The sequence below is a fragment of the Mycolicibacterium mageritense genome (genome assembly GCF_010727475.1).
Classification (GTDB): Bacteria; Actinomycetota; Actinomycetes; order Mycobacteriales; family Mycobacteriaceae; genus Mycobacterium; species Mycobacterium mageritense.
This window is the reverse complement of sequence record NZ_AP022567.1, coordinates 7214973-7234546: the sequence shown is the minus strand read 5'-3', so window position 1 is coordinate 7234546 and position 19574 is coordinate 7214973. Positions and strand designations below refer to the sequence as shown.

The 19574-nt window shown below is 69.4% G+C and carries 19 protein-coding genes; 17 read left to right on the top strand and 2 right to left on the bottom strand.

Features of this window, described 5'->3' with window-relative positions; genetic code table 11:
- Window positions 1-25: 25 nt before the first annotated feature.
- Window positions 26-1174 carry a precorrin-3B synthase gene (cobG, locus tag G6N67_RS34965; protein WP_036440534.1) on the bottom strand — a complete coding sequence of 383 codons (1149 nt, stop codon included), beginning with the start codon at window positions 1172-1174 and terminating at the stop codon, window positions 26-28.
- Window positions 1175-1252: 78 nt separating this feature from the next.
- Between cobG and G6N67_RS34960 the strand changes: the two genes are divergently transcribed.
- From G6N67_RS34960 to G6N67_RS34905, 12 genes are all read left to right on the top strand, one after another.
- Complete coding sequence (locus G6N67_RS34960) at window positions 1253-2191, top strand: DUF4129 domain-containing protein (protein ID WP_163642416.1); 939 nt, start codon at window positions 1253-1255, stop codon at window positions 2189-2191.
- Window positions 2188-2670 (top strand): hypothetical protein, encoded by a 483-nt coding sequence (locus G6N67_RS34955; RefSeq protein ID WP_073909832.1) that lies wholly within the window; start codon window positions 2188-2190, stop codon window positions 2668-2670. Before G6N67_RS34960 ends, G6N67_RS34955 begins: the two co-directional genes overlap by 4 nt.
- 23 nt (window positions 2671-2693) lie before the next feature.
- Entirely contained in the window at window positions 2694-3641 is a 948-nt protein-coding gene (locus G6N67_RS34950) for an AAA family ATPase (protein ID WP_036440538.1), read from the top strand.
- A complete protein-coding gene (locus tag G6N67_RS34945) occupies window positions 3638-4873 on the top strand; it encodes a DUF58 domain-containing protein (RefSeq protein WP_036439268.1) in 1236 nt (411 codons plus the stop codon). Before G6N67_RS34950 ends, G6N67_RS34945 begins: the two co-directional genes overlap by 4 nt.
- A gap of 2 nt (window positions 4874-4875) precedes the next feature.
- Window positions 4876-5349: a hypothetical protein gene (locus G6N67_RS34940; protein ID WP_036439270.1), complete on the top strand. Its 474-nt coding sequence runs from the start codon at window positions 4876-4878 to the stop codon at window positions 5347-5349.
- Window positions 5350-5657: 308 nt separating this feature from the next.
- The gene (gene cobN / locus G6N67_RS34935; protein WP_036439272.1) at window positions 5658-9257 is read left to right on the top strand and encodes a cobaltochelatase subunit CobN; all 3600 of its coding nucleotides are present in this window, start codon (window positions 5658-5660) and stop codon (window positions 9255-9257) included.
- Window positions 9258-9353: 96 nt separating this feature from the next.
- Window positions 9354-9737, top strand: coding sequence for a PPOX class F420-dependent oxidoreductase (locus G6N67_RS34930; protein WP_036439274.1), 384 nt, complete (start codon window positions 9354-9356; stop codon window positions 9735-9737).
- A gap of 6 nt (window positions 9738-9743) precedes the next feature.
- Window positions 9744-10130: a PPOX class F420-dependent oxidoreductase gene (locus tag G6N67_RS34925; RefSeq protein ID WP_036439276.1), complete on the top strand. Its 387-nt coding sequence runs from the start codon at window positions 9744-9746 to the stop codon at window positions 10128-10130.
- 37 nt (window positions 10131-10167) lie between these two features.
- Window positions 10168-10668 (top strand): FxsA family protein, encoded by a 501-nt coding sequence (locus G6N67_RS34920; protein WP_036439278.1) that lies wholly within the window; start codon window positions 10168-10170, stop codon window positions 10666-10668.
- A 16-nt stretch (window positions 10669-10684) separates the two neighbouring features.
- Complete coding sequence (locus tag G6N67_RS34915; RefSeq protein ID WP_036439280.1) at window positions 10685-12277, top strand: amidohydrolase; 1593 nt, start codon at window positions 10685-10687, stop codon at window positions 12275-12277.
- Window positions 12270-14153, top strand: a complete 1884-nt coding sequence (gene lnt / locus G6N67_RS34910; protein WP_081812770.1) for an apolipoprotein N-acyltransferase — start codon at window positions 12270-12272, stop codon at window positions 14151-14153. Before G6N67_RS34915 ends, lnt begins: the two co-directional genes overlap by 8 nt.
- Window positions 14150-14938: a polyprenol monophosphomannose synthase gene (locus G6N67_RS34905; protein WP_036439281.1), complete on the top strand. Its 789-nt coding sequence runs from the start codon at window positions 14150-14152 to the stop codon at window positions 14936-14938. The genes lnt and G6N67_RS34905 overlap by 4 nt, the downstream gene beginning before the upstream one ends.
- A gap of 60 nt (window positions 14939-14998) precedes the next feature.
- Here G6N67_RS34905 and rbpA read toward each other — a convergent pair whose 3' ends face one another.
- Window positions 14999-15337: an RNA polymerase-binding protein RbpA gene (rbpA, locus tag G6N67_RS34900; protein ID WP_036439282.1), complete on the bottom strand. Its 339-nt coding sequence runs from the start codon at window positions 15335-15337 to the stop codon at window positions 14999-15001.
- Between the two features lie 125 nt (window positions 15338-15462).
- On the opposite strand from rbpA, the gene G6N67_RS34895 reads away from it, so the two are divergent.
- From G6N67_RS34895 to G6N67_RS34875, 5 genes are all read left to right on the top strand, one after another.
- Window positions 15463-15804 carry a hypothetical protein gene (locus tag G6N67_RS34895; protein ID WP_036439283.1) on the top strand — a complete coding sequence of 114 codons (342 nt, stop codon included), beginning with the start codon at window positions 15463-15465 and terminating at the stop codon, window positions 15802-15804.
- 7 nt (window positions 15805-15811) lie between these two features.
- Window positions 15812-17062 carry an alpha/beta hydrolase gene (locus G6N67_RS34890; protein ID WP_036439285.1) on the top strand — a complete coding sequence of 417 codons (1251 nt, stop codon included), beginning with the start codon at window positions 15812-15814 and terminating at the stop codon, window positions 17060-17062.
- Window positions 17063-17132: 70 nt separating this feature from the next.
- A complete protein-coding gene (locus G6N67_RS34885; protein WP_036439287.1) occupies window positions 17133-17846 on the top strand; it encodes a hypothetical protein in 714 nt (237 codons plus the stop codon).
- Window positions 17847-18090: 244 nt separating this feature from the next.
- On the top strand, window positions 18091-18819 hold the full coding sequence (locus tag G6N67_RS34880; protein WP_179976893.1) for an ABC transporter permease: 729 nt from the start codon (window positions 18091-18093) through the stop codon (window positions 18817-18819).
- A complete protein-coding gene (locus G6N67_RS34875; RefSeq protein ID WP_036439288.1) occupies window positions 18816-19553 on the top strand; it encodes an ABC transporter ATP-binding protein in 738 nt (245 codons plus the stop codon). Before G6N67_RS34880 ends, G6N67_RS34875 begins: the two co-directional genes overlap by 4 nt.
- Window positions 19554-19574 lie beyond the last annotated feature (21 nt).

Here is a 19574-nt window from a genome sequence, read left to right as displayed (position 1 = left end):
CCTACGGGGAGGCGCCACGCAACTCCTACGGGTCTTGCTCCTCACGTGCGCGGTATCCGTCTTGCTCCTCACGTGCGCGGTACCCGTCCGCGGTCGCAACGAGCACCTCACCGACCGCGGGGCTGCCGCACGCGCGTTCGCAGCCGACGAAATGCCGGTGCGTCCCGGTCGGGGTCTGAACGGCCTCGGCGGCATCGCCCCGCACGTCGGCGATCGACTTCGCGCATCCCGGGCTGCCGGTGCAGGCACTGACGTCGAGCCACGGCGAGTTCTCGTCGAACACCAGGCCCATGGGGGCCAGCACGCGTACCGCAACCTCCGCGACCTCTTCGGAGAGGTCGCAGAGCAAGACCGAACGCCACGGCGTGATCACCAGCGGGGCCTCGACTGCGGCGAGAAACTCGGCGACCCTGGCCTGCAGTACCCCCAGCGGCAGGGCGGCGCCGAGGGCGACCCGGTCGTCGGCCTGCGCGATCCAACCGACGGGCGGGCGTACGGTCGGCGGCCACTGCGCACCCGGTTCGGCGGTGACGGGCAGGCCTGCCAGCAGTTCACTCGCATCGTCGAGTTCGGCCACCCGCCATGCCTTCCCGCGGATGCCTGCGAAGCGCTCCGCGATGCCGGTCAGCGTCGCGACCGTGTCCGCGGGGGCCAGCCGCACCCCGGTGTCCGTGCCCGCCAGCACCAACGCGGCCTCGCCGGGTTCGACCAGGTGGATGCCCACGTCCGCGGCCAGCCCCGAGACGTCGCCGCGCCCGTCGTCGAGGCTGAACCAGAACCGTCCCGGCAGTTCGGCCAAAACCGGTGCGGCCTGGATCGCGGCGTCCAGATCACCCACCAGACCGCGCACATCGGCGAGGCCGCCGGCCCGTCCCGACAGCGGTGAGGCGACGATGTTGCGGACCCGCTCGTGCGTGGTCGACGGCAACAGGCCCGCGCCGGTCAGTGCTGCCGCCACGGCGTCGGTATCGGTCAGCGCCCGCAGCTGGATGTTGCCGCGCGACGTGAGTTCCATTGCGTCCGAACCGAAGTCCTTGGCGATCCCGGCAAGCGTCGCAAGTTGCGGCGCGGAGATCATGCCACCGGCCAGCCGGATCCGGACCAGGGCGCCATCGGCGGCCCGGTGCACCGTGAGGGCACCCGGGCAGGCGTCGTGGTCTCTGGTTCTTGCCATGTTCGGGCTCCATTCTAGGAACAGCGGATTCGCATTTCGCCGGACGTGGGCGCGTTCCATGCGACGATTGACCAGGCGATGCCAGGAATCGACAAGTCGGCAGGGCGCGTGGCCATTGTGCTCGTGCTCGTGGTGGTGGCTGCGACGGCGCTGCGCGGTTACCTGCCCGGCGCGCAGCGGGCCGCCCGGCAGCCCCCGGCCAATTCGACCGCGAGTCTGGTGGCTGTCGTCGCATTGTCGGCGGTGGCCCTGGCCATCCTCGCGTTCGCCGTGGTCACACGCCGGCCACCCACCCCGAGCAGTGCCCAGTACGGTCCTGCGGCACTTCGCGGGATCGGCGGTGAACTGCGCACCAGGTGGGTGTTGATCGCTGTGGGCGCCGTGCTGGCGTGGCTGCTCGCGGTCGTGCTGATCGTGCGGTTGGGGACGCCTCCCGGCGCCGACCGGCCCGTGCCGGCGCAGTCGCCGCCCGCTGACCGGCCGGGTTCACCAGCGCCCGACACGGCTCCGCCGGAACCGCCCGATCCCACGGGCGCGAGCGACGGAACACTTCGCTACCTGGCCGTGGTCACCGTGGTGCTCATGGTCATCCTCGTCGTCGGGTTCATCGTCCAGGTCAGCCGCAGGCAACCTACGGGGTTGCCCACCGACTCCGACGCGTACGAGCCCGCGCCTGTCCGTCGCGGCCCGGAAACCCTCGCGCGGGCAGCCGAACTCGGGTTGGTCGAGATCGGCGACGCCAGCCGTGACCCCAGGGCCGCGATCATCGCGTGCTATGCCGCGATGGAGCGCGGACTGGCGCACGCTCCCGGCGCGATGCCGCTGGCTTCCGACACCCCGTCGGAGGTGCTGGCCCGCGCGGTGGATCACCATGCCGTCTCCGGCGCGGGCGCAACGGAATTGGTCGAGTTGTTCACGGAGGCGCGGTTCAGCCCGCACGTGATGACCGAAGCCCACCGCGACAGTGCCGTGGCCGCCCTGCGTCAGGTGCTCGCCGATCTGCGGAGTGTGCCGTGAAAAGGACTGTAGCAGCTGGGTTTCTGCTCGTCCTGCTGGTCGAGGTGTACGCGGTGCTCGTGTTGCCGGACCGGTCCGTGGTGGGCTGGGCGACGGGCGTCGCGGTGGCTATCGTGCTCGGGGCCATGCGGTGGATGCTGCGCGATGACGACGACAATCCCGGCCCGGCCTCCGACGACGCGGCGGAGTTGTTGGCGCAGTGGATGTCTCAAACCGAGACCCTGGTACGGCGGGCGGACTCCAGCCGCCTGCAATGGGATCGGCATCTGCGGCCCAGGCTGGCCAGGGAATTCGCCGCTGCGACGGGCCACCGCCAGTCCGGTGATCCGGCGGCGTTCGCCGCGACCGGGCGCATGCTGTTCGGCGCCGAGTTGTGGCAGTGGGTGGATCCGAACAACGTGATCGCCTCGCGGGCAGAGGAACCCGGGCCCGGTCGCGCGGTCCTCGCCGAGATCCTGCAACGATTGGAGCGGCTGTGAGCGGTGAGATCCCCGTGTCGGAGTTGCCCCCGGCCGCCACCACGGCGCATGCCGTGCTCGACGAGATCGAGCGGGTCGTCGTCGGCAAACGTGACGCGCTGACGCTCATCCTCACCGCGCTGCTCGCGCGTGGGCACGTGTTGATCGAAGACCTCCCCGGCCTGGGCAAGACGTTGATCGCGCGGTCGTTCGCCGCGGCCCTCGGCCTGAAATTCACCCGGGTGCAGTTCACGCCGGACCTGTTGCCTGCCGATCTGCTCGGGTCGACCGTGTACGACATGCAGTCGGGCCGGTTCGAATTCCGGGCCGGCCCCATCTTCACCAATCTGCTGCTGGCCGACGAGATCAACCGCACGCCGCCCAAGACCCAGGCCGCGCTGCTTGAGGCCATGGCCGAACAGCAGGTCAGCATCGACGGCCAGACCCACCCGCTGCCGGCCCCGTTCATCGTGCTGGCCACCGACAATCCGATCGAATACGAGGGCACCTACCCGCTGCCCGAGGCCCAGCTGGACCGCTTCGCGATCCGGCTCGAGCTCAGATATCTCACCGAGCAGGACGAGAAGGTCATGCTGCGGCGCAGGCTGGACCGGGGTTCGGCCGCGGCCGCGGTCCACCAGGTCGTCGACGGCCCGCAGTTCCTGGCCATGCGCGAGGCCGTCGAGCAGGTCACGGTGCACGACGACGTGCTGCAATACGTAGTGGCGCTCGCGGGCGCGACGCGGCACCATCCGCAGGTCGCGGTGGGCGCGAGCCCCCGGTCCGAACTCGACCTGGTGCAGCTCGCGCGGGCCCGGGCGCTGCTGCTGGGGCGCGACTACGTGATACCCGAGGACGTCAAGACCCTGGCGGTGCCCGCGATGGCGCACCGCATAAGCCTGCGGCCCGAAATGTGGGTGCGCAGCATCCACGGCTCCGACGTGATGGGTGAGCTGTTGCGCCGCCTGCCGGTCCCGCGGGCGACACCGTGACCGCGGTCGACGTCGAACTGCAATGGCGCCCCGCACCTTTGGCGAAGGCGCTGGCCACCGTGGTGGCGGTCGCACTCGGCGCTGCGGTGATCGGGGCACGGTGGCAGCTGATCGCGTTCGCCGCACCGCTCATCGGCGTCTTGTGTTCGATTCACTGGCAGCGGCGCGCGGCCGACGTGCGCGTGCACGGCGAACCCGGCGCGGTGCGGTGTTTCGAGGGAGAGACCGCTGCGCTCACGGTGCACGCGACCGTCGATGCCGGCGGAACGGATTGCGCGCTGCAGATCGACAGCGTCGACGGCATGCGGCTCGACGTGGTCGACGCCACCCGCACCCGGGTTGCGGTCGCCGGCACAGCCGAGCGCTGGGGCCGATATCCGGCGCGGGCCACCGTCGACGTCTTGGCCCCCGGTGGGCTTCGGGCCGGGCGCGGCGTCGTCGACGCGGCCGAGTTCTACGTCTTTCCGCTCGCGGCGCCACAGGGCACGGCGATCCCGCACACCGAGTTGCCCGACCGGCTCGGGGCGCATCTGACCCGGCACACGGGACCGGGCGTCGAATATGCCGACGTGCGTCCGTACGTGCCCGGCGACCACCTGCGTACCGTGAACTGGCCGGTGAGCGCACGTCGCGGCCGCCTGCACGTCACGGAACGGTTGACCGACCGCGGCGCCGACGTGGTCGTGCTGATCGACACGCACGACCAGGCGCCCGGCCCGGCCACCGATGCCACCGAACGCATCGCCCGGGGCGCCGCCCAGGTCGTGCAGAGCGCGCTGCGCAACGGTGACCGCGCGGGCATCGTCGCGCTCGGCGGCAGGCAGCCCCGCTGGCTCGGGGTCGACATCGGGCGCAGGCAGTTCTATCGCGTGCTCGACACCGTACTGGCTGCGGGCAGCGGATTCGAAACCACCACAGGCACATTGGCGCCGCGTGCCGCGGTGCCGCCGGGATCCGTGGTGATCGCGATCTCGACCCTGCTCAGCACTGAGTTCGCGCTGGCGTTGATCGAACTGAGCAAGCGAGGGCATGCCGTGGTGGCCGTCGACGTCCTCGAAGGCGCCCCGTTCACGGGTGACCTGGACCCCCTCATCGCGCGAATGTGGGCCCTCGAGCGCTCGACGATGTACCGCGACATGGGCACGATCGGGATCGACGTGGTGCGCTGGCGACCCGACACGGGCCTGCAGGACGCGATGCGGCTGATCCCCGACCGGCACCGGCGGCGATGAGCATGGCCGCTGCCCAGCCCGCCCCGCGCGCGTTCTCGACGGTGTTCGGGCTGCTGATGGTGGCCGCAGCGGCCGCGCCGGCCGATGGCCCCGCGCTGTTGGCCGCCGCGGTGAGCGCCGCCGGCGTGGCAGTCGGCCTGCTGCTGAGGCCCGCGGCGACCGTGGCCGTGCTGGCCACCGTCGCCGCGCTCGCACTGTCCGATCCGCCGCCGCTGTTCGCCGCCCTGTCGGGGTTGTCCGCAACCGCGTATCTGGTGATCCGGCACGCGGTCGGCGCGCCCGCGGTCGTGACGACCACGCGGTCCACGGTGCTGAGTGCGATCGGCTTCACCGCGACCGGGGTGGCGGCCGTGACGTTGCCTGCCGGAGTGCCGTGGCTGCCGTTGCTGGCGCCGCTGAGCGTTGCGGGGGCGTACCTCGTGGCGATCCGGCCGTTCCTGGATAACAGCAGGTGGGAGGCCGGCCGTTCGGGCTGATTGTGACATTCGTCACTGATCGGGAAAGCTGTTCGCTCCCTTACACATTGACGACTTTCGCGGCGATCCGACGTACCGTCGATCGTGTACCCGGGACCGCCGGTACCGGGATGGTTCACCGATCGAGGAGAGGAACGACCATGCTTGCATTCGGCGCATTCGCTGCGTTCGTGTTGGTGCTCGTGGCCGCTGCGGGCCGGCCGTACCGGCAGTCGTGGCACGACCGGTTCGGCGAGATCCAGGCCTGACGTCCCGCCCGTACCGCACCGAGCTTACCGGCAAGGTGATCGGTGCGGTACGAATGGTGCGTGGCCACCTCCGCATCACCGCGTCCCACCGTCCTGCTGCTGTCGACGTCTGACACCGACCTGATCACGGCTCGCGCCAGCGCAGCGGGGTTCCGGTGGGCCAACCCTTCCCGGCTGGTCACCGGCGAACTCGAAGAACTGCTGGACGGTGCCGATGTCGCCGTGATCCGCATCCTCGGTGGGTACCGGGCCTGGCAGGACGGTATCGCCGCGGTGGTGGCCAGCGGAGTCCCCACGGTCGTGGTCAGCGGCGAGCAGTCACCCGACGCCGAGCTGATGGGGCACTCCACCGCCCCGCAGGGCGTCGCCCTGCAGACCCACACCTATCTCGCCCAGGGCGGCGTGACCAACCTGGCGAATCTCCATTCCTTCCTGTCCGACACCCTGCTGATGACCGGATTCGGATTCGAACCGCCCGTGACGACGCCGAGCTGGGGGGTGCTGGAGCGCACCGCATCCGGCGCGGACGGGCCCACCATCGCCGTGCTGTATTACCGGGCCCAGCAACTCGCGGGCAATACCGGCTACGTCGACGCGCTGTGCACGGCAATCGAACACGCGGGCGGCCGGCCGCTACCGGTGTTCTGCGCGTCGCTGCGCACCGCGGAACCCGAACTGCTCGAACTGCTGGGCACAGCCGACGCGCTGATCACCACAGTGCTCGCGGCGGGCGGTGCGACCCCCGCCGCGGTCGGTGCGGGCGGTGCAGACGACACCTGGAGCGTGGCGCACCTCGCGGCGCTCGATGTGCCCATCCTGCAAGGACTCTGCCTCACCGGCTCACGTGACCAATGGGCGTCCAACGACGACGGCATGTCCCCGTTGGACGTCGCGAGCCAGGTCGCGGTGCCGGAATTCGACGGCCGCATCATCACGGTTCCGTTCTCGTTCAAGGAGATCGACTCGGAAGGGCTCATCTCCTATGTGGCCGACCCGGAGCGCTGCGCCCGCGTGGCCGGACTGGCCGTCCGCCACGCCCGGCTGCGCGGCACGCCCGCCGCGGAAAAGCGGGTCGCCCTGGTCTTTTCGGCTTATCCCACCAAGCATGCCCGCATCGGGAACGCGGTCGGCCTGGACACCCCGGCCAGTGCCGTCGCGCTGCTGCGCGCGATGCGCGAGGCCGGTTACCAGGTGGGTGAAATCCCCGGGCTCGACGCAGGCGATGGCGACGCCCTGATCCACGCGTTGATCGAACGTGGCGGTCAGGATCCTGACTGGCTGACCGACGCACAACTGGCCGGCAACCCGATCCGCGTGTCCGCCAAGGACTATCGCGAGTGGTTCGCGACGCTGCCAACCGATCTCGCCGACGCTGTCGTCGAGCACTGGGGCCCGCCGCCGGGCGAGTTGTTCGTCGACCGCAGCCAGAACCCCGACGGGGAGATCGTGATCGCCGCGATCCGGGCGGGCAACGTGGTGCTGATGGTGCAGCCGCCGCGCGGGTTCGGCGAAAACCCGGTGGCCATCTATCACGACCCGGATCTGCCGCCCAGCCACCACTACCTGGCCGCTTACCGCTGGTTGGATTCGGCGTTCCCCGAGTCATTTCGCGCCGACGCCGTCGTGCACCTGGGCAAGCACGGCAACCTGGAATGGCTGCCCGGCAAGACCCTCGGCATGAGCGCGGCCTGCGGCACCGACGCCGCACTCGGCGACCTGCCGTTGATCTACCCGTTCCTGGTCAACGATCCGGGGGAGGGCACGCAGGCCAAACGCCGCGCCCATGCCACGCTCGTCGACCATCTCATCCCACCGATGGCGCGCGCCGAAACCTACGGGGACATCGCGCGTCTGGAGCAACTGCTCGACGAGCACGCCACGGTGTCCGCTCTCGACCCCGGCAAGCTCCCGGCCATCCGCCAGCAGATCTGGACGCTGATGCGCGCGGCCAAGATGGACCATGATCTGGGCCTGGAGGATCGTCCCGACGAGGACTCGTTCGGCGACATGCTGCTACACGTCGACGGCTGGCTGTGCGAGATCAAGGATGTGCAGATCCGCGACGGCCTGCACGTGCTGGGGCAGAAGCCCGCCGGTGACGGTGAACTCGACCTGGTGCTGGCCATCCTGCGGGCCCGGCAGTTGTTCGGCGGCGAGCAGACCGTACCGGGTCTGCGCCAGGCGCTTGGCCTGACCGAGGACGGCACCGACGACCGCACGGCCGTCGACGCCGCCGAGGCCGGGGCCAGGGAACTGGTTGCCGCACTGCAGCGAACCGGGTGGGACGCCGATGCTGTCGACACGCTGACCGACGACGCCGAGGTGGCCCGCATCCTGCGGTTCGCCGCCACCGAGGTGGTGCCGCGGCTGGCCGGCACCGCCGGTGAGATCGACCAGGTGTTGCGTGCCCTGGCCGGCGGCTTCATCGCTTCGGGCCCGTCGGGCTCGCCGCTGCGCGGCCTGGTCAACGTGCTGCCCACGGGCCGCAACTTCTATTCGGTGGACCCCAAGGCCGTGCCGTCGCGGCTGGCCTGGGAAACCGGTGTGGCGATGGCGGATTCGCTGCTGGCACGGTACCGCGAGGATCACGGCCGCTGGCCGCAGTCGGTGGGACTCTCCGTGTGGGGAACGTCGGCCATGCGCACCGCGGGCGACGACATCGCCGAAGTGCTTGCGCTGCTGGGGGTTCGGCCGGTGTGGGACGACGCCTCGCGCCGCGTCGTGGATCTGCGGGCCATCCCGTTGGCCGAGCTCGGCAGGCCCCGCATCGACGTGACGGTGCGCATCTCCGGATTCTTCCGCGACGCCTTCCCCCATGTGGTCACGATGCTCGACGACGCGGTGGCGCTGGTCGCGGGCCTCGACGAGCCGGCCGAGGACAACTTCGTACGCGCCCACGCCCAGGCCGACCTGGCCGAACACGGTGATCAAAGACGCGCCACCACACGGATTTTCGGCTCCAAGCCGGGAACGTACGGTGCTGGCCTGCTGCAACTGATCGACAGCCGCAACTGGCGCGACGACGCCGACCTGGCTGCGGTGTACACCGCGTGGGGCGGGTTCGCCTACGGCCGCGGCCTCGACGGCGCACCCGCCGCCGACGACATGAACCGCGCCTACCGGCGAATTGCCGTGGCGGCCAAGAACACCGACACCCGCGAACACGACATCGCAGATTCGGACGACTACTTCCAGTACCACGGCGGCATGGTCGCCACGGTGCGGGCGCTGACGGGTGCGGCGCCCGCGGCCTACATCGGCGACAACACGCGGCCCGACGCGGTGCGTACCCGCACGCTGTCGGAGGAGACCAACCGGGTGTTCCGGGCCCGCGTGGTCAATCCGCGCTGGATCACCGCGATGCGCAGGCATGGCTACAAGGGCGCGTTCGAGATGGCCGCCACGGTCGACTATCTGTTCGGCTACGACGCCACGGCGCATGTGATGGCCGACTGGATGTACGAGCGCTTGTCCGCCGAGTACGTGCTCGACGACGAGAACCGCAAGTTCATGAACGAGTCCAATCCGTGGGCCCTGCACGGCATGGCCGAGCGACTGCTGGAGGCGGCCGGACGGGGGATGTGGGCGCAGCCCGAGCAGGCCACGCTCGACGGGCTGCGACAGGTGCTGCTGGAGACCGAGGGCGAACTCGAAGGCTGACACCGCTGACTCTGCGGTCGGGGTGCGCCGTTCTCGCACATCGTCGCCCCGTTCGCAGAGCCATCGGCTGTCGGGTTCTTGGCTAGATTGGCTGCCATGGCTCTCACCTTCGACGATGTCGCCAAGGCCAACTACCTCCTGCTGACCACGTTCACCAAGGACGGCAGGCCCAAGCCGACCGCGATTTGGGCCGCGCCATCCCCCGAGGGGCTCGTCGTGATCACGCAGGAGACGTCCTGGAAGGTCAAGCGCATCCGCAACACGCCCAGGGGCACCGTCGCGGTGTGCGATGTGCGCGGCAATCCGAAGAGCGAGGCCGTCGAGGCCGTCGCCGAGATCCTGCCCAGATCGGCCAACGGCGCCACCTACGACGCGATCGGCAAGCGCTACGGCCTGCTGGGCAAGACCTTCAACCTCTTCTCCAAGCTGCGCGGTGGCATGCAGAACAATGTTTCGCTCCTGCTGAAACCGGCTAGCTGAGCTGCCATGTCACCCGCCTTCGAGGACGTCTACCGCGAGAAGTACCTGCTGCTGACCACCTTCACCAAGGACGGCAAGCCCAAGCCGACCGCTGTGTGGGGCGTCCCCGACGGCGACAGGCTGCTGATCATCACCGACGACGGGTCGTGGAAGACCAAGCGCATCAACAACGCCCCGCGGGTCACCATCCAGAAGTGCGGTGTGCTCGGCGCCCCGAAGGGGGATCCGGTCGAGGCGGTGGCCCGCAACCTGCCGAAGTCCGAGACCCGGCGGGTGTTCAACGCGATCATCCGGCGGTATTGGAACCATGCCTGGTACTTCGTGCCACAGGCGCTCCTGCGTGGCGGCATCGACAAGGTGCACAGTGCCATCGAGGTGCGCGCCGCGGGCTGAGGCGGAACCTCCCGGCGCCGCCGGACGTTGAACCGACATGGCTAAGCGGCTGTTCGGGATCTACGCACTGGTCGAATTGGCGGTGGTGATCGCCCTCGTGGCGACCATCGGTTTCGGCTGGACCGTGCTGTTGCTGCTGGCGTCGTTCGTCGTCGGCCTCGCATTGGCCGGCTCGCAGCTCAGCAGGCACGTGCGACGGCTCCGCGCCGGACTCGACGCCACCACTGCCCACGGCGCGCTCACCGACAGCGTGCTGGTGGCGCTCGGCACGGTGCTGGTGGTGGTTCCCGGCCTGGCCAGTTCGGTGATCGGTGCGCTGCTGCTGCTCCCGCCGACGCGCGCGGTGGCCCGCCCGGTGCTCACCGCGATGGCCGCCCGCCGCGTGCCGCTGGTCACAGCTGCGGCGTGGTCTGCCGGTACCGCCGCATACCCCGGGCGTCGGGGCGACTACATTGACGGCGAAGTCATCGATGTCACCGACGATGTCACCGGGGACGCTCGCGGCTTCGACCACCATCGCCTGCCGCCTACGGCCTAGCCAGCCCACCGAAAGCTTGACGACACTACTGATCAACGGACGGATTCACAGTCCGTCCCATCCCGACGCCACCGCGTTCGCGGTCCGCGACGGCGTGATCGCGTGGCTGGGTAGTGACGACATCGGCCGGTCGCAGTTTCCCGAGGCCCGCGTCGTCGACCTCGACGGCGGCTTCGTCGCACCCGCGTTCGTCGACAGCCACGTCCACGTCACCGCCACCGGGCTCAACATCGACGGCCTAGACCTGCGGGAAGCCACGTCGCTGCGGCACTGCCTGCAGCTGATCGCCGAGTACGCGCACCGGCACCCGGACGGGCCCGTGTGGGGCCATGGCTGGGACGAGTCGGGCTGGCCCGAGCGCACCGCGCCGACCACCGACGACCTCGACGCCGTCCTGGGGGAGCGGCCCGCATATCTGGCGCGCGTCGACGTGCACTCGGCAGCGGCGACCACCGCGCTGCGCAGGCAGGTACCAGGTCTGGCCGACGCCACCGGATTCGCACCCCAACAGCCGCTGAGTGCCGACGCGCATCATCTGGTGCGGGCCGCGGCCAGGAACGCGCTGACACCGCGGCAGCGCCACGCGGCGCGGGTCGCCGCGCTCGACCATGCCGCAGGCCTCGGCATCGTCGCGGTACACGAATGTGCCGGACCGCAGATCGGCGGCCGCGACGACTGGGACGAGCTGCGCGCCGTCGAGCACGGTGTCGAAGTCGTCGGCTATTGGGGCGAGGCCGTCGCGGACGCCGAACACGCCAAGGCGCTGATCGCCGAGACCGGCGCGCACGGGCTGGCGGGCGACCTCTTCGTCGACGGCGCACTCGGTTCACGCACCGCGTGGCTGCGCGAGCCCTACACCGACGCCCCACACACCTGTGGCAACAGCTACCTCGATGCGGGCGCGATCACGGCCCATCTGCAGGCCTGCACCGAGGCGGGCATACCCGCCGGATTCCACGTGATCGGTGACGCGGCAGTCGGCGCAGTCGTCGACGCCGTGGCCACGGTCGTCGACCGGTTCGGGGGTCCGGCGACCGCGCGTTGCGGTCACCGCCTCGAGCATCTGGAGATGGTCGACGGCGACCAGGCCGTGCGCCTCGGGGCCGCCGGGGTGATCGCGAGCATGCAGCCCAACTTCGACGCGCTGTGGGGCGGTGGCGACGGCATGTATGCCCAGCGTCTCGGGCCTGATCGAGTCGGCAGGCTCAACCCGCTGGCGCTGTTAGCATCCGAAGGCGTGCCCCTCGCATTCGGTTCCGACAGCCCCGTCACGGGCATGAACCCGTGGGCAACCGTGCGCGCCGCGATCGAGCACCGGACGAGCGGCAGCGCGATATCGGCGCGCGCCGCGTTCGCCGCGGCGACCCGCGGCGGCTGGCGGGCCTGCGGGGTCCGCGACGGCATCACCGGCACCCTGGTACCGGGCGCCGCCGCCAGCTACGCGATCTGGGACGCCGACGGCCTCGAGGTCAGCGCTCCGGCAAATGCCGTGCAGCGGTGGTCGACCGACCCGCGGTCCCGGGTTCCCGCACTGCCTCGGCTGACCGCAGGCGCACAGTTGCCGCGGTGTCGCCGGACCGTGCACCGGGGTGTGACGATCCATGGCTAAGGATCAGTCGCGGCCCGGCAACAGGTTCGACCGCCTGCGGGCCCGGCCGCACGATGTCACCGAGGTGATCCCTGCGGTCGTCGACGGCGAGGACGACGACATCGACGACCTCGACGAGGAACTCGACCACGACATCGAGGGCGGTCTCGACGAGGAACCCGACCTCGACGACGCGACGGCCGAGCAGGACACCTCGGAGCCCGCGAAGACCAGTGCCCGCCGAGCGGCGATGATCGCTTGGGCAACCAGGTTCGGCCGGTCGGTGCGCGACCGGATCCCGCAGTTGAGCACGGCCATCGGTGGCGGGCTGCTGTTGTGGCTGAGTTTCCCGCCGGTCGGCTGGTGGTTCACCGCCTTCGGTGCGTTCGCGTTGCTGGCGTGGCCGCTAACCCGCGAATCCACCACGCGTGCAGGCGGATTCGGTTATGGCTTCCTGTTCGGCCTGGCGTTCTACGTGCCGCTGTTGCCGTGGATCAGCGGACTGGTCGGCGCGTTCCCGTGGTTGGCGCTGGCCGCGGTGGAATCGGTCTTCTGCGGGCTGTTCGGACTCATGGCCGTGGTCAGCAGACGACTGCCCGGGTGGCCGTTGTGGTTCGCCGCGCTGTGGGCCGTACAGGAATGGCTCAAGTCCACCGTGCCGTTCGGTGGCTTCCCGTGGGGTGTGGTCGGCTTCGGCCAGACCGACGGGCCGCTCCTGCCGATCGCGTGGCTGGGCGGCGCACCGCTGCTGTCGTTCGCCGTGGTGCTGGTCGGGTTCAGCCTGCTCGTCGTGGCGGCCGAGATCGTGCATTGGTGGCATCACGGGCACAAGCCAGGAGCGCCGGCCCCGGCCGTCGTGCTTCCCGGGGTCTGCATCACCGTGGTGCTGCTCGTCACCGCTCTGGCCGCGCCGCAGGTGCGACACTCCGCCGCGGGTGCGGGCAACGAACAATCCGTCACGGTGGCCGCGGTGCAGGGCAACGTCCCGCGTCTGGGTCTGGAGTTCAACGCGCAACGCCGCGCGGTCCTCGACAACCACGTGCGGGAAACGCTGCGGCTGGCCGAGGATGTGCGGGCGGGCCGGGCCGCACAGCCGATGTTCGTGATCTGGCCCGAGAACTCGTCGGACATCGACCCGCTGGCCAACGCCGACGCCTCGGCGCAGATCAGCACGGCGGCCGAGGCCATCAAGGCGCCGATCCTGGTGGGCGGCGTCGTCAAGGCCGACGGCTACACGCCGGAAACCCCGGTCGCGAACAACACCGTGATCGTGTGGGAGCCCGACCACGGCCCCGGTGAGCGCCACGACAAGCAGATCGTGCAGCCGTTCGGTGAATACCTGCCCTGGCGCGGTTTTTTCCGCCATCTGTCGTCGTACGCGGACCGCGCCGGCTATTTCGTCCCCGGAACGGGCAACGGTGTCGTCCACGCAGCAGGCGTTCCCATCGGCGTCACGACATGCTGGGAGGTCATCTTCGACCGGGCCGCGCGGGAATCGGTGCTCAACGGCGCGCAGATCCTCGCGGTGCCCAGCAACAACGCGACGTTCGACGAGACGATGAGCGCGCAGCAACTGGCGTTCGGCAGGCTGCGGGCCGTCGAACACGACCGCTACGTGGTGGTTGCGGGCACCACCGGGATCAGCGCGGTGATCGCACCCGACGGTCGGGAGCTGGCCCGGACCGAATGGTTCCAGCCCGCCTACCTCGATACTCAGGTCCGATTGAAGTCCGATTTGACCCCGGCTACGCGTTGGGGTCCGATTGTGCAATCGTTACTGGTCATCGTCGGTATTGGGGCGTTGCTCGGGGCAATCCTGCACAATGGAGGGTTCGTGCCGAGAAGATTCAGTAGCCGCCGGGCCACAACCACCGGCGACGACGAAGGAGCAAAATGAGCGTCCCTGGGGAACAAGCTGGGGAAAGCCCTGCCAGTGCCCGTCCGAGCGAGCGCACTCTGGTCATCATCCCCACGTACAACGAGCGGGAAAACCTGCCGCTCATCGTGGGACGCGTGCACCACGCCTGCCCGCAGGTCCACATCCTGATCGTCGACGACGGCAGCCCTGACGGCACCGGTGACCTGGCCGACGAGCTGGCACTGGCCGACCCCGACCGCGTGCATGTCATGCACCGCACCAGCAAGGCCGGCCTCGGCGCCGCCTACCTCGCAGGCTTCAGCTGGGGCCTGGGCCGCGGGTACTCGGTGCTGGTCGAGATGGACGCCGACGGCAGCCACGCACCTGAGGAGCTGTCGCGTCTGCTCGACGCCGTCGACGCCGGGGCCGACCTGGCGATCGGATCGCGGTACGTCCCGGGCGGCACGGTGCGCAACTGGCCGATGCGCCGCCTGGTGCTGTCCAAGACCGCCAACACCTATTCACGCCTGCTGCTCGGGGTGAACATCCACGACATCACGGCGGGCTACCGGGCCTACCGGCGTGAGGTGCTGGAGAAGATCGACCTGTCGGCGGTCGACTCCAAGGGTTACTGCTTCCAGATCGACCTGACCTGGCGCGCGATCAACAACGGCTTCAGTGTCGTGGAGGTGCCGATCACGTTCACCGAGCGCGAGCTCGGGGTCTCCAAGATGAGCGGCTCCAACATCCGGGAGGCGATGTTCAAGGTCGCCGAGTGGGGCATCCGTGGCCGCATGGACCGCGCCAGGGGCGTGGTGCGCTGAGCCGCAAAAAACCGCGGGCGTGCACGTCGAGTGCACACGCCCGCGGCTTTTTGCGACGGTTCAGCTACCGCGCCGCTTGGTCTTGATCAAATCGAGGCGCTCCTTGAGCAGCTCCTCGAGCTCGTCGACCGACCGGCGCTCCAACAGCATGTCCCAGTGGGTGCGCGGCGGCTTGACCTTCTTGGGCTCGGGCACGTCACCCTCGATGAGGGTGCCTTCCAGGCCGTTGCGGCACAGCCAGGTGCCGGGAATCTCGGCGTCGTCGGCGAACGGGACGTCGAACTCCTCGCCGTTGTCGGTGCGGTAGCGGGCGACCTGACGCGGCGCCAGGTCATGGTTGCGGTCGGTCTCGTAGCTCACGGCTCCGAGGCGACTGCCTCGCAGGACACGATCAGCCATCGTCAACACTCCTCATTCACGCGAATTTGTCCGGATGTTTCAACGCTGCATGGCGTTGCTGAGTTCCCGACTCGACCCCTCATGATACGCCGATCACAAGGAACCTCCGTCTACAGTCGGGTTCCATGACTACCGCGCCGGGCAGACGCAAACGTCCGCAACCGTGTCGGTGGTGCGGACGTGAGGTGGCCGACGCGCAGATGGGCCGCAGGCGTCAGTACTGCAGGCAGTCCTGCCGGCAGCGGGCCTACGAGCAACGGGCGATGGTCAAGGGCACGTCGCTGTCGCCCGATTCGGTGGTGCTGACCGCTGAGGAAGCGGCCCAACTCGCGGATCGGGTCTATCAGGTTCGGTGTGCGGCCGAAGACGTCGCCACGGCCGTCGACGAGGGCGCCGCGGCCGACGAGCTCCGCCAGCTCTGCGATGCGTTGATGCAGGCCGCCAAGGCCGCCGACGGCTGGCGCTAGCTCTACGATGACGTCGGTGACCGGCGGATCGCAGCACGAGCAGACCGAGTCGACGCGCGTCTGGCGCTTCGATGATTTCGTCCTCGACATCGGCCGCTACGAGTTGCGCCAGGGCAGCGCCGTGATCCGGGTCGAGCCCCAGGTGTTCGACGTCCTCAACCAGTTGGTCAGCCACCACGAGCGCGTGGTCACCAAGGAGGAGCTGTTCGATTCGGTGTGGGGCGGGCGGTTCGTCGGGGAGGCCGCGCTGACCAGCCGGATCAAGGCCGCGCGGCGTGCGCTGGGCGACGACGGCGAGTCGCAGCGCTACATCCGTACCGTGCGCGGCCGGGGCTACCAGTTCGTCGGTGCGGTCGGCGAACCCGATACGCCGCAGGCCGAGACGCCGGCTCAGCCGCCCCAGGAGCAGCAACCGCCGCCGCGTCAGCACATCGCGTTCTGCCGGGCCGGCGACGGCGTGCGGCTCGCGTACGCCGTTGCGGGGGAGGGCCCGCCGCTGGTGCGGGCCGCCAACTGGATGACGCACCTCGGGTATGACATCGAAAGCCCCGTGTGGCGGCACTGGGTGCGGGATCTGTCGCGCAACCACACGTTCATCCGGTACGACGAGCGAGGTTGCGGGCTGTCGGACTGGGAGGCCTCCGACTTCTCGTTCGACGACTGGGTTGCCGACCTGGAATCGGTCGTGGAAGCGCTTGGGCTGGAACGTTTTCCGCTGCTCGGCGTTTCGCAGGGCGGCGCGGTCGCGGTGGCTTACGCAGCCCGGCACCCCGAGCGGGTCAGCCGCCTGGTGCTGTGCGGGGCCTACGCAAGGGGCCGCGCCGTGCGGGCGGTCGGTGACGACGAAAAGCGGGCTGCCGCACTCGATCTCGACCTGGCCCGGGTCGGCTGGGGCCGCGACGACCCGGCTTTCAGGCAGGTGTTCGCAGCACAGTTCCTGCCCGACGGCACCCGCGCAGACTGGGCCGCGTTCGATCAACTCCAGCGCCGCACCACGTCGCCCGAGAATGCGGTGCGGTTCCTGGAGGAGTTCGCGCGCATCGACGTGCGCGACGCGGCCAGCGAAGTCCGTTGCCCGACATTGATCATGCATTCGCGCGACGATCACCGTGTGCCGATGCAGTTCGGTGAGGAGCTCGCGACGCTGATCCCGGACTCGCGGCTGGTCGCGTTGTCGAGCAACAACCACCTGCTGACGTCGACGGAACCGGCCTGGCAGGTTTTCTGCGACGAGCTGGACGCCTTCCTGGCCGAGTGAACCCGCGTTCTCCAGGCAATCTCCACACAATCTTCATGCAGCGCCCGCGGCCGCCGTTCATGCTGATGACATGAGAAAATCCCTCCGCAACCTGCTCGTGGGTGTCAGCGCGATCGTCGCCCTGGGCACCCTGTCCGCCTGCTCCGGCGGCTCTACGCCGGAGGCCGAATCGTCATCGGCGCCGGCTCCGACGACAAGTGCGGCCGCCACTGCGGCGCCGCTGCCCGCGTCCATCCGCTACATGGCCGACATGGAGTCCGAGGGCAAGAAGATGACCATCGGCATCTCGGTGGACGGCACCAACGTCACCGCCTATGCCTGCAACGGTGTCGACGACGAGGCGTGGTTCTTCGGCAACCAGACCGACGGCAAGATCGACATCACGTCGAAGTTCAAGGACACGCTCAAGGCCGACTTCAACGCCTCCGACGCCAAGGGCGACCTGACGATGAACGGCGTCAACTACACGTTCACCGCGGCCGCGGTGACCGACCCCGCGGGCATGTACACCGCCGATTTCGAGGGTGTGCGGGCCTCGTGGGTGGTCCGGCCCGACGGCTCGGCGGTCGGCGTGCAGTTCAACGGCGGCATCTCGGGTCGTGACTTCGAGCAGGCCGAGCTGCAGCAACTCAACGCGCAGCAGTTCCAGGCCCAGGTCCGCAACAAGCGCAAGCTGCAGCAGGCGCAGCAGCTGATCCGGCTGCAGAACGGGTCGTTCACCTCGACGATCAACGGTCACGACGTCATCGCCCAGCTCGTCACCGGGAACACGCGGTTCGGCTGAGCTTCGACTCTCCATCGGCCCCGTCGGGTCGACCGTCACCCGGTCGACCCGACGGGGCACTTTCGTATGGCAGTCCCTTTCCCTCAGCCCGATTACAACCCTTATCGGTGATCGGCGCGGGCCGTAACGTCGACTCACCGTGACCAGTTCCACCGTGCCGGCGGTGCCGATCGCGCCGGAGGCCACTCTCACTGCACCCGCCCGCAGGGCCAAACGTCACTCCGGCCAACGCAAATGGGCCGTCATCCGGCTGATCTCGCCAGTGGTCTTGCTGGCGTTGTGGCAACTGGGCAGCGCGGTCGGCCTGATACCGCAGGATGTCCTGCCCGCGCCGTCGCTCATCGTCGAGGCCGGCATCGAGCTCATCCGCAACGGCCAACTGGCCGACGCGCTACAGGTCTCCGGGCTGAGGGTCGGGGCCGGGTTGCTGCTCGGCGGGGTCATCGGGGTCGCGCTGGGTACCGCGGTCGGATTGTCGCGCTGGCTGGAAGCCACGGTCGACCCGCCGATGCAGATGATCCGCGCGCTACCGCACCTGGGTCTGATCCCGCTGTTCATCCTGTGGTTCGGCATCGGAGAATTGCCCAAGGTGCTGCTGGTCGCCCTCGGCGTGAGCTTCCCGCTGTACCTCAACACCTTCTCGGCCGTGCGGCAGGTCGACCCCAAGTTGTTCGAAACGGCTCAGGTGCTTGGCTTTTCGTTCTGGCAACGGTTCCGGAACATCATCGTGCCCAGTGCGGCGCCGCAGGTGCTGGTGGGCTTCCGGCAGTCGCTGGCCATCGCCTGGCTCACGCTCATCGTCGCCGAGCAGATCAACGCGGACAAGGGAATCGGCTTCCTGATCAACAATGCCCGGGACTTCCTGCGCATCGACATCATCATCTTCGGGCTGATCGTCTACGCGCTGCTGGGCATCGGCACCGACGCAATCGTCCGCCTGCTGGAACGTCGAGCCCTGAGGTATCGCGCATGACAGTCATTTCCGAGCGCACCACGACCATTGCCGGTGAGTTGCGGGGCGTCGACAAGTGGTACGGCGAGCATCACGTGCTCGACAACGTGTCGATCCGCGTCGGCAGCGGTGAGATCGTGGCACTGATCGGGCGCAGCGGATCCGGCAAGTCGACCGTGCTGCGCGTGCTGGCCGGGTTGTCCACCGACCACACCGGTGAGCGCGTGGTGGCCGGGGCGCCCGCGCTGGCGTTTCAGGAACCGCGGCTGTTTCCGTGGCGCGACGTGCGCACCAATGTCGCCTACGGGCTCACCCGCAGCCCGCTCTCTCGCGGGCAGGCATCGGCCCGGGCCGAGGCCGCGCTCGCCGACGTGGGCCTGGCCGATCGTGGCAATGCCTGGCCGTTGACGCTGTCGGGTGGTCAGGCGCAACGGGTTTCGCTGGCCCGCGCCCTGGTGGCCGAGCCGCAGCTGTTGTTGCTCGACGAGCCGTTCGGCGCGCTGGATGCGCTGACCAGGCTCAGCATGCGCACGCTGCTGCTCGATCTGTGGCGCGAACACGGATTCGGGGTGCTGCTGGTGACGCACGACGTCGACGAGGCGGTCGCGCTGGCCGACCGGGTGCTGGTGCTGGAGGACGGCCGGGTGGTGCACACGCTCGAGATCGACGACACGCGACGGTCGCCCGGCGATCCGTCGGCCAACACCGAGCGCTACCGCGCCGAACTGCTGCACCAGCTCGGTGTCGCACTCTGAGCACCGACACGACGAAATGAG

What these genes read in the sequence shown, in the direction of transcription:
- G6N67_RS34885 (WP_036439287.1), top strand. Translation starts at nt 17,133, where the DNA reads ATGAGAAAATCCCTCCGCAACCTGCTCGTGGGTGTCAGCGCGATCGTC.
- G6N67_RS34890 (WP_036439285.1), top strand. Translation starts at nt 15,812, where the DNA reads ATGACGTCGGTGACCGGCGGATCGCAGCACGAGCAGACCGAGTCGACG.
- rbpA (WP_036439282.1), bottom strand. Translation starts at nt 15,337, where the DNA reads ATGGCTGATCGTGTCCTGCGAGGCAGTCGCCTCGGAGCCGTGAGCTAC.
- G6N67_RS34920 (WP_036439278.1), top strand. Translation starts at nt 10,168, where the DNA reads ATGGCTAAGCGGCTGTTCGGGATCTACGCACTGGTCGAATTGGCGGTG.
- G6N67_RS34905 (WP_036439281.1), top strand. Translation starts at nt 14,150, where the DNA reads ATGAGCGTCCCTGGGGAACAAGCTGGGGAAAGCCCTGCCAGTGCCCGT.
- G6N67_RS34895 (WP_036439283.1), top strand. Translation starts at nt 15,463, where the DNA reads ATGACTACCGCGCCGGGCAGACGCAAACGTCCGCAACCGTGTCGGTGG.
- G6N67_RS34930 (WP_036439274.1), top strand. Translation starts at nt 9,354, where the DNA reads ATGGCTCTCACCTTCGACGATGTCGCCAAGGCCAACTACCTCCTGCTG.
- G6N67_RS34925 (WP_036439276.1), top strand. Translation starts at nt 9,744, where the DNA reads ATGTCACCCGCCTTCGAGGACGTCTACCGCGAGAAGTACCTGCTGCTG.
- G6N67_RS34960 (WP_163642416.1), top strand. Translation starts at nt 1,253, where the DNA reads ATGCCAGGAATCGACAAGTCGGCAGGGCGCGTGGCCATTGTGCTCGTG.
- cobG (WP_036440534.1), bottom strand. Translation starts at nt 1,174, where the DNA reads ATGGCAAGAACCAGAGACCACGACGCCTGCCCGGGTGCCCTCACGGTG.
- lnt (WP_081812770.1), top strand. Translation starts at nt 12,270, where the DNA reads ATGGCTAAGGATCAGTCGCGGCCCGGCAACAGGTTCGACCGCCTGCGG.
- G6N67_RS34875 (WP_036439288.1), top strand. Translation starts at nt 18,816, where the DNA reads ATGACAGTCATTTCCGAGCGCACCACGACCATTGCCGGTGAGTTGCGG.
- G6N67_RS34940 (WP_036439270.1), top strand. Translation starts at nt 4,876, where the DNA reads ATGGCCGCTGCCCAGCCCGCCCCGCGCGCGTTCTCGACGGTGTTCGGG.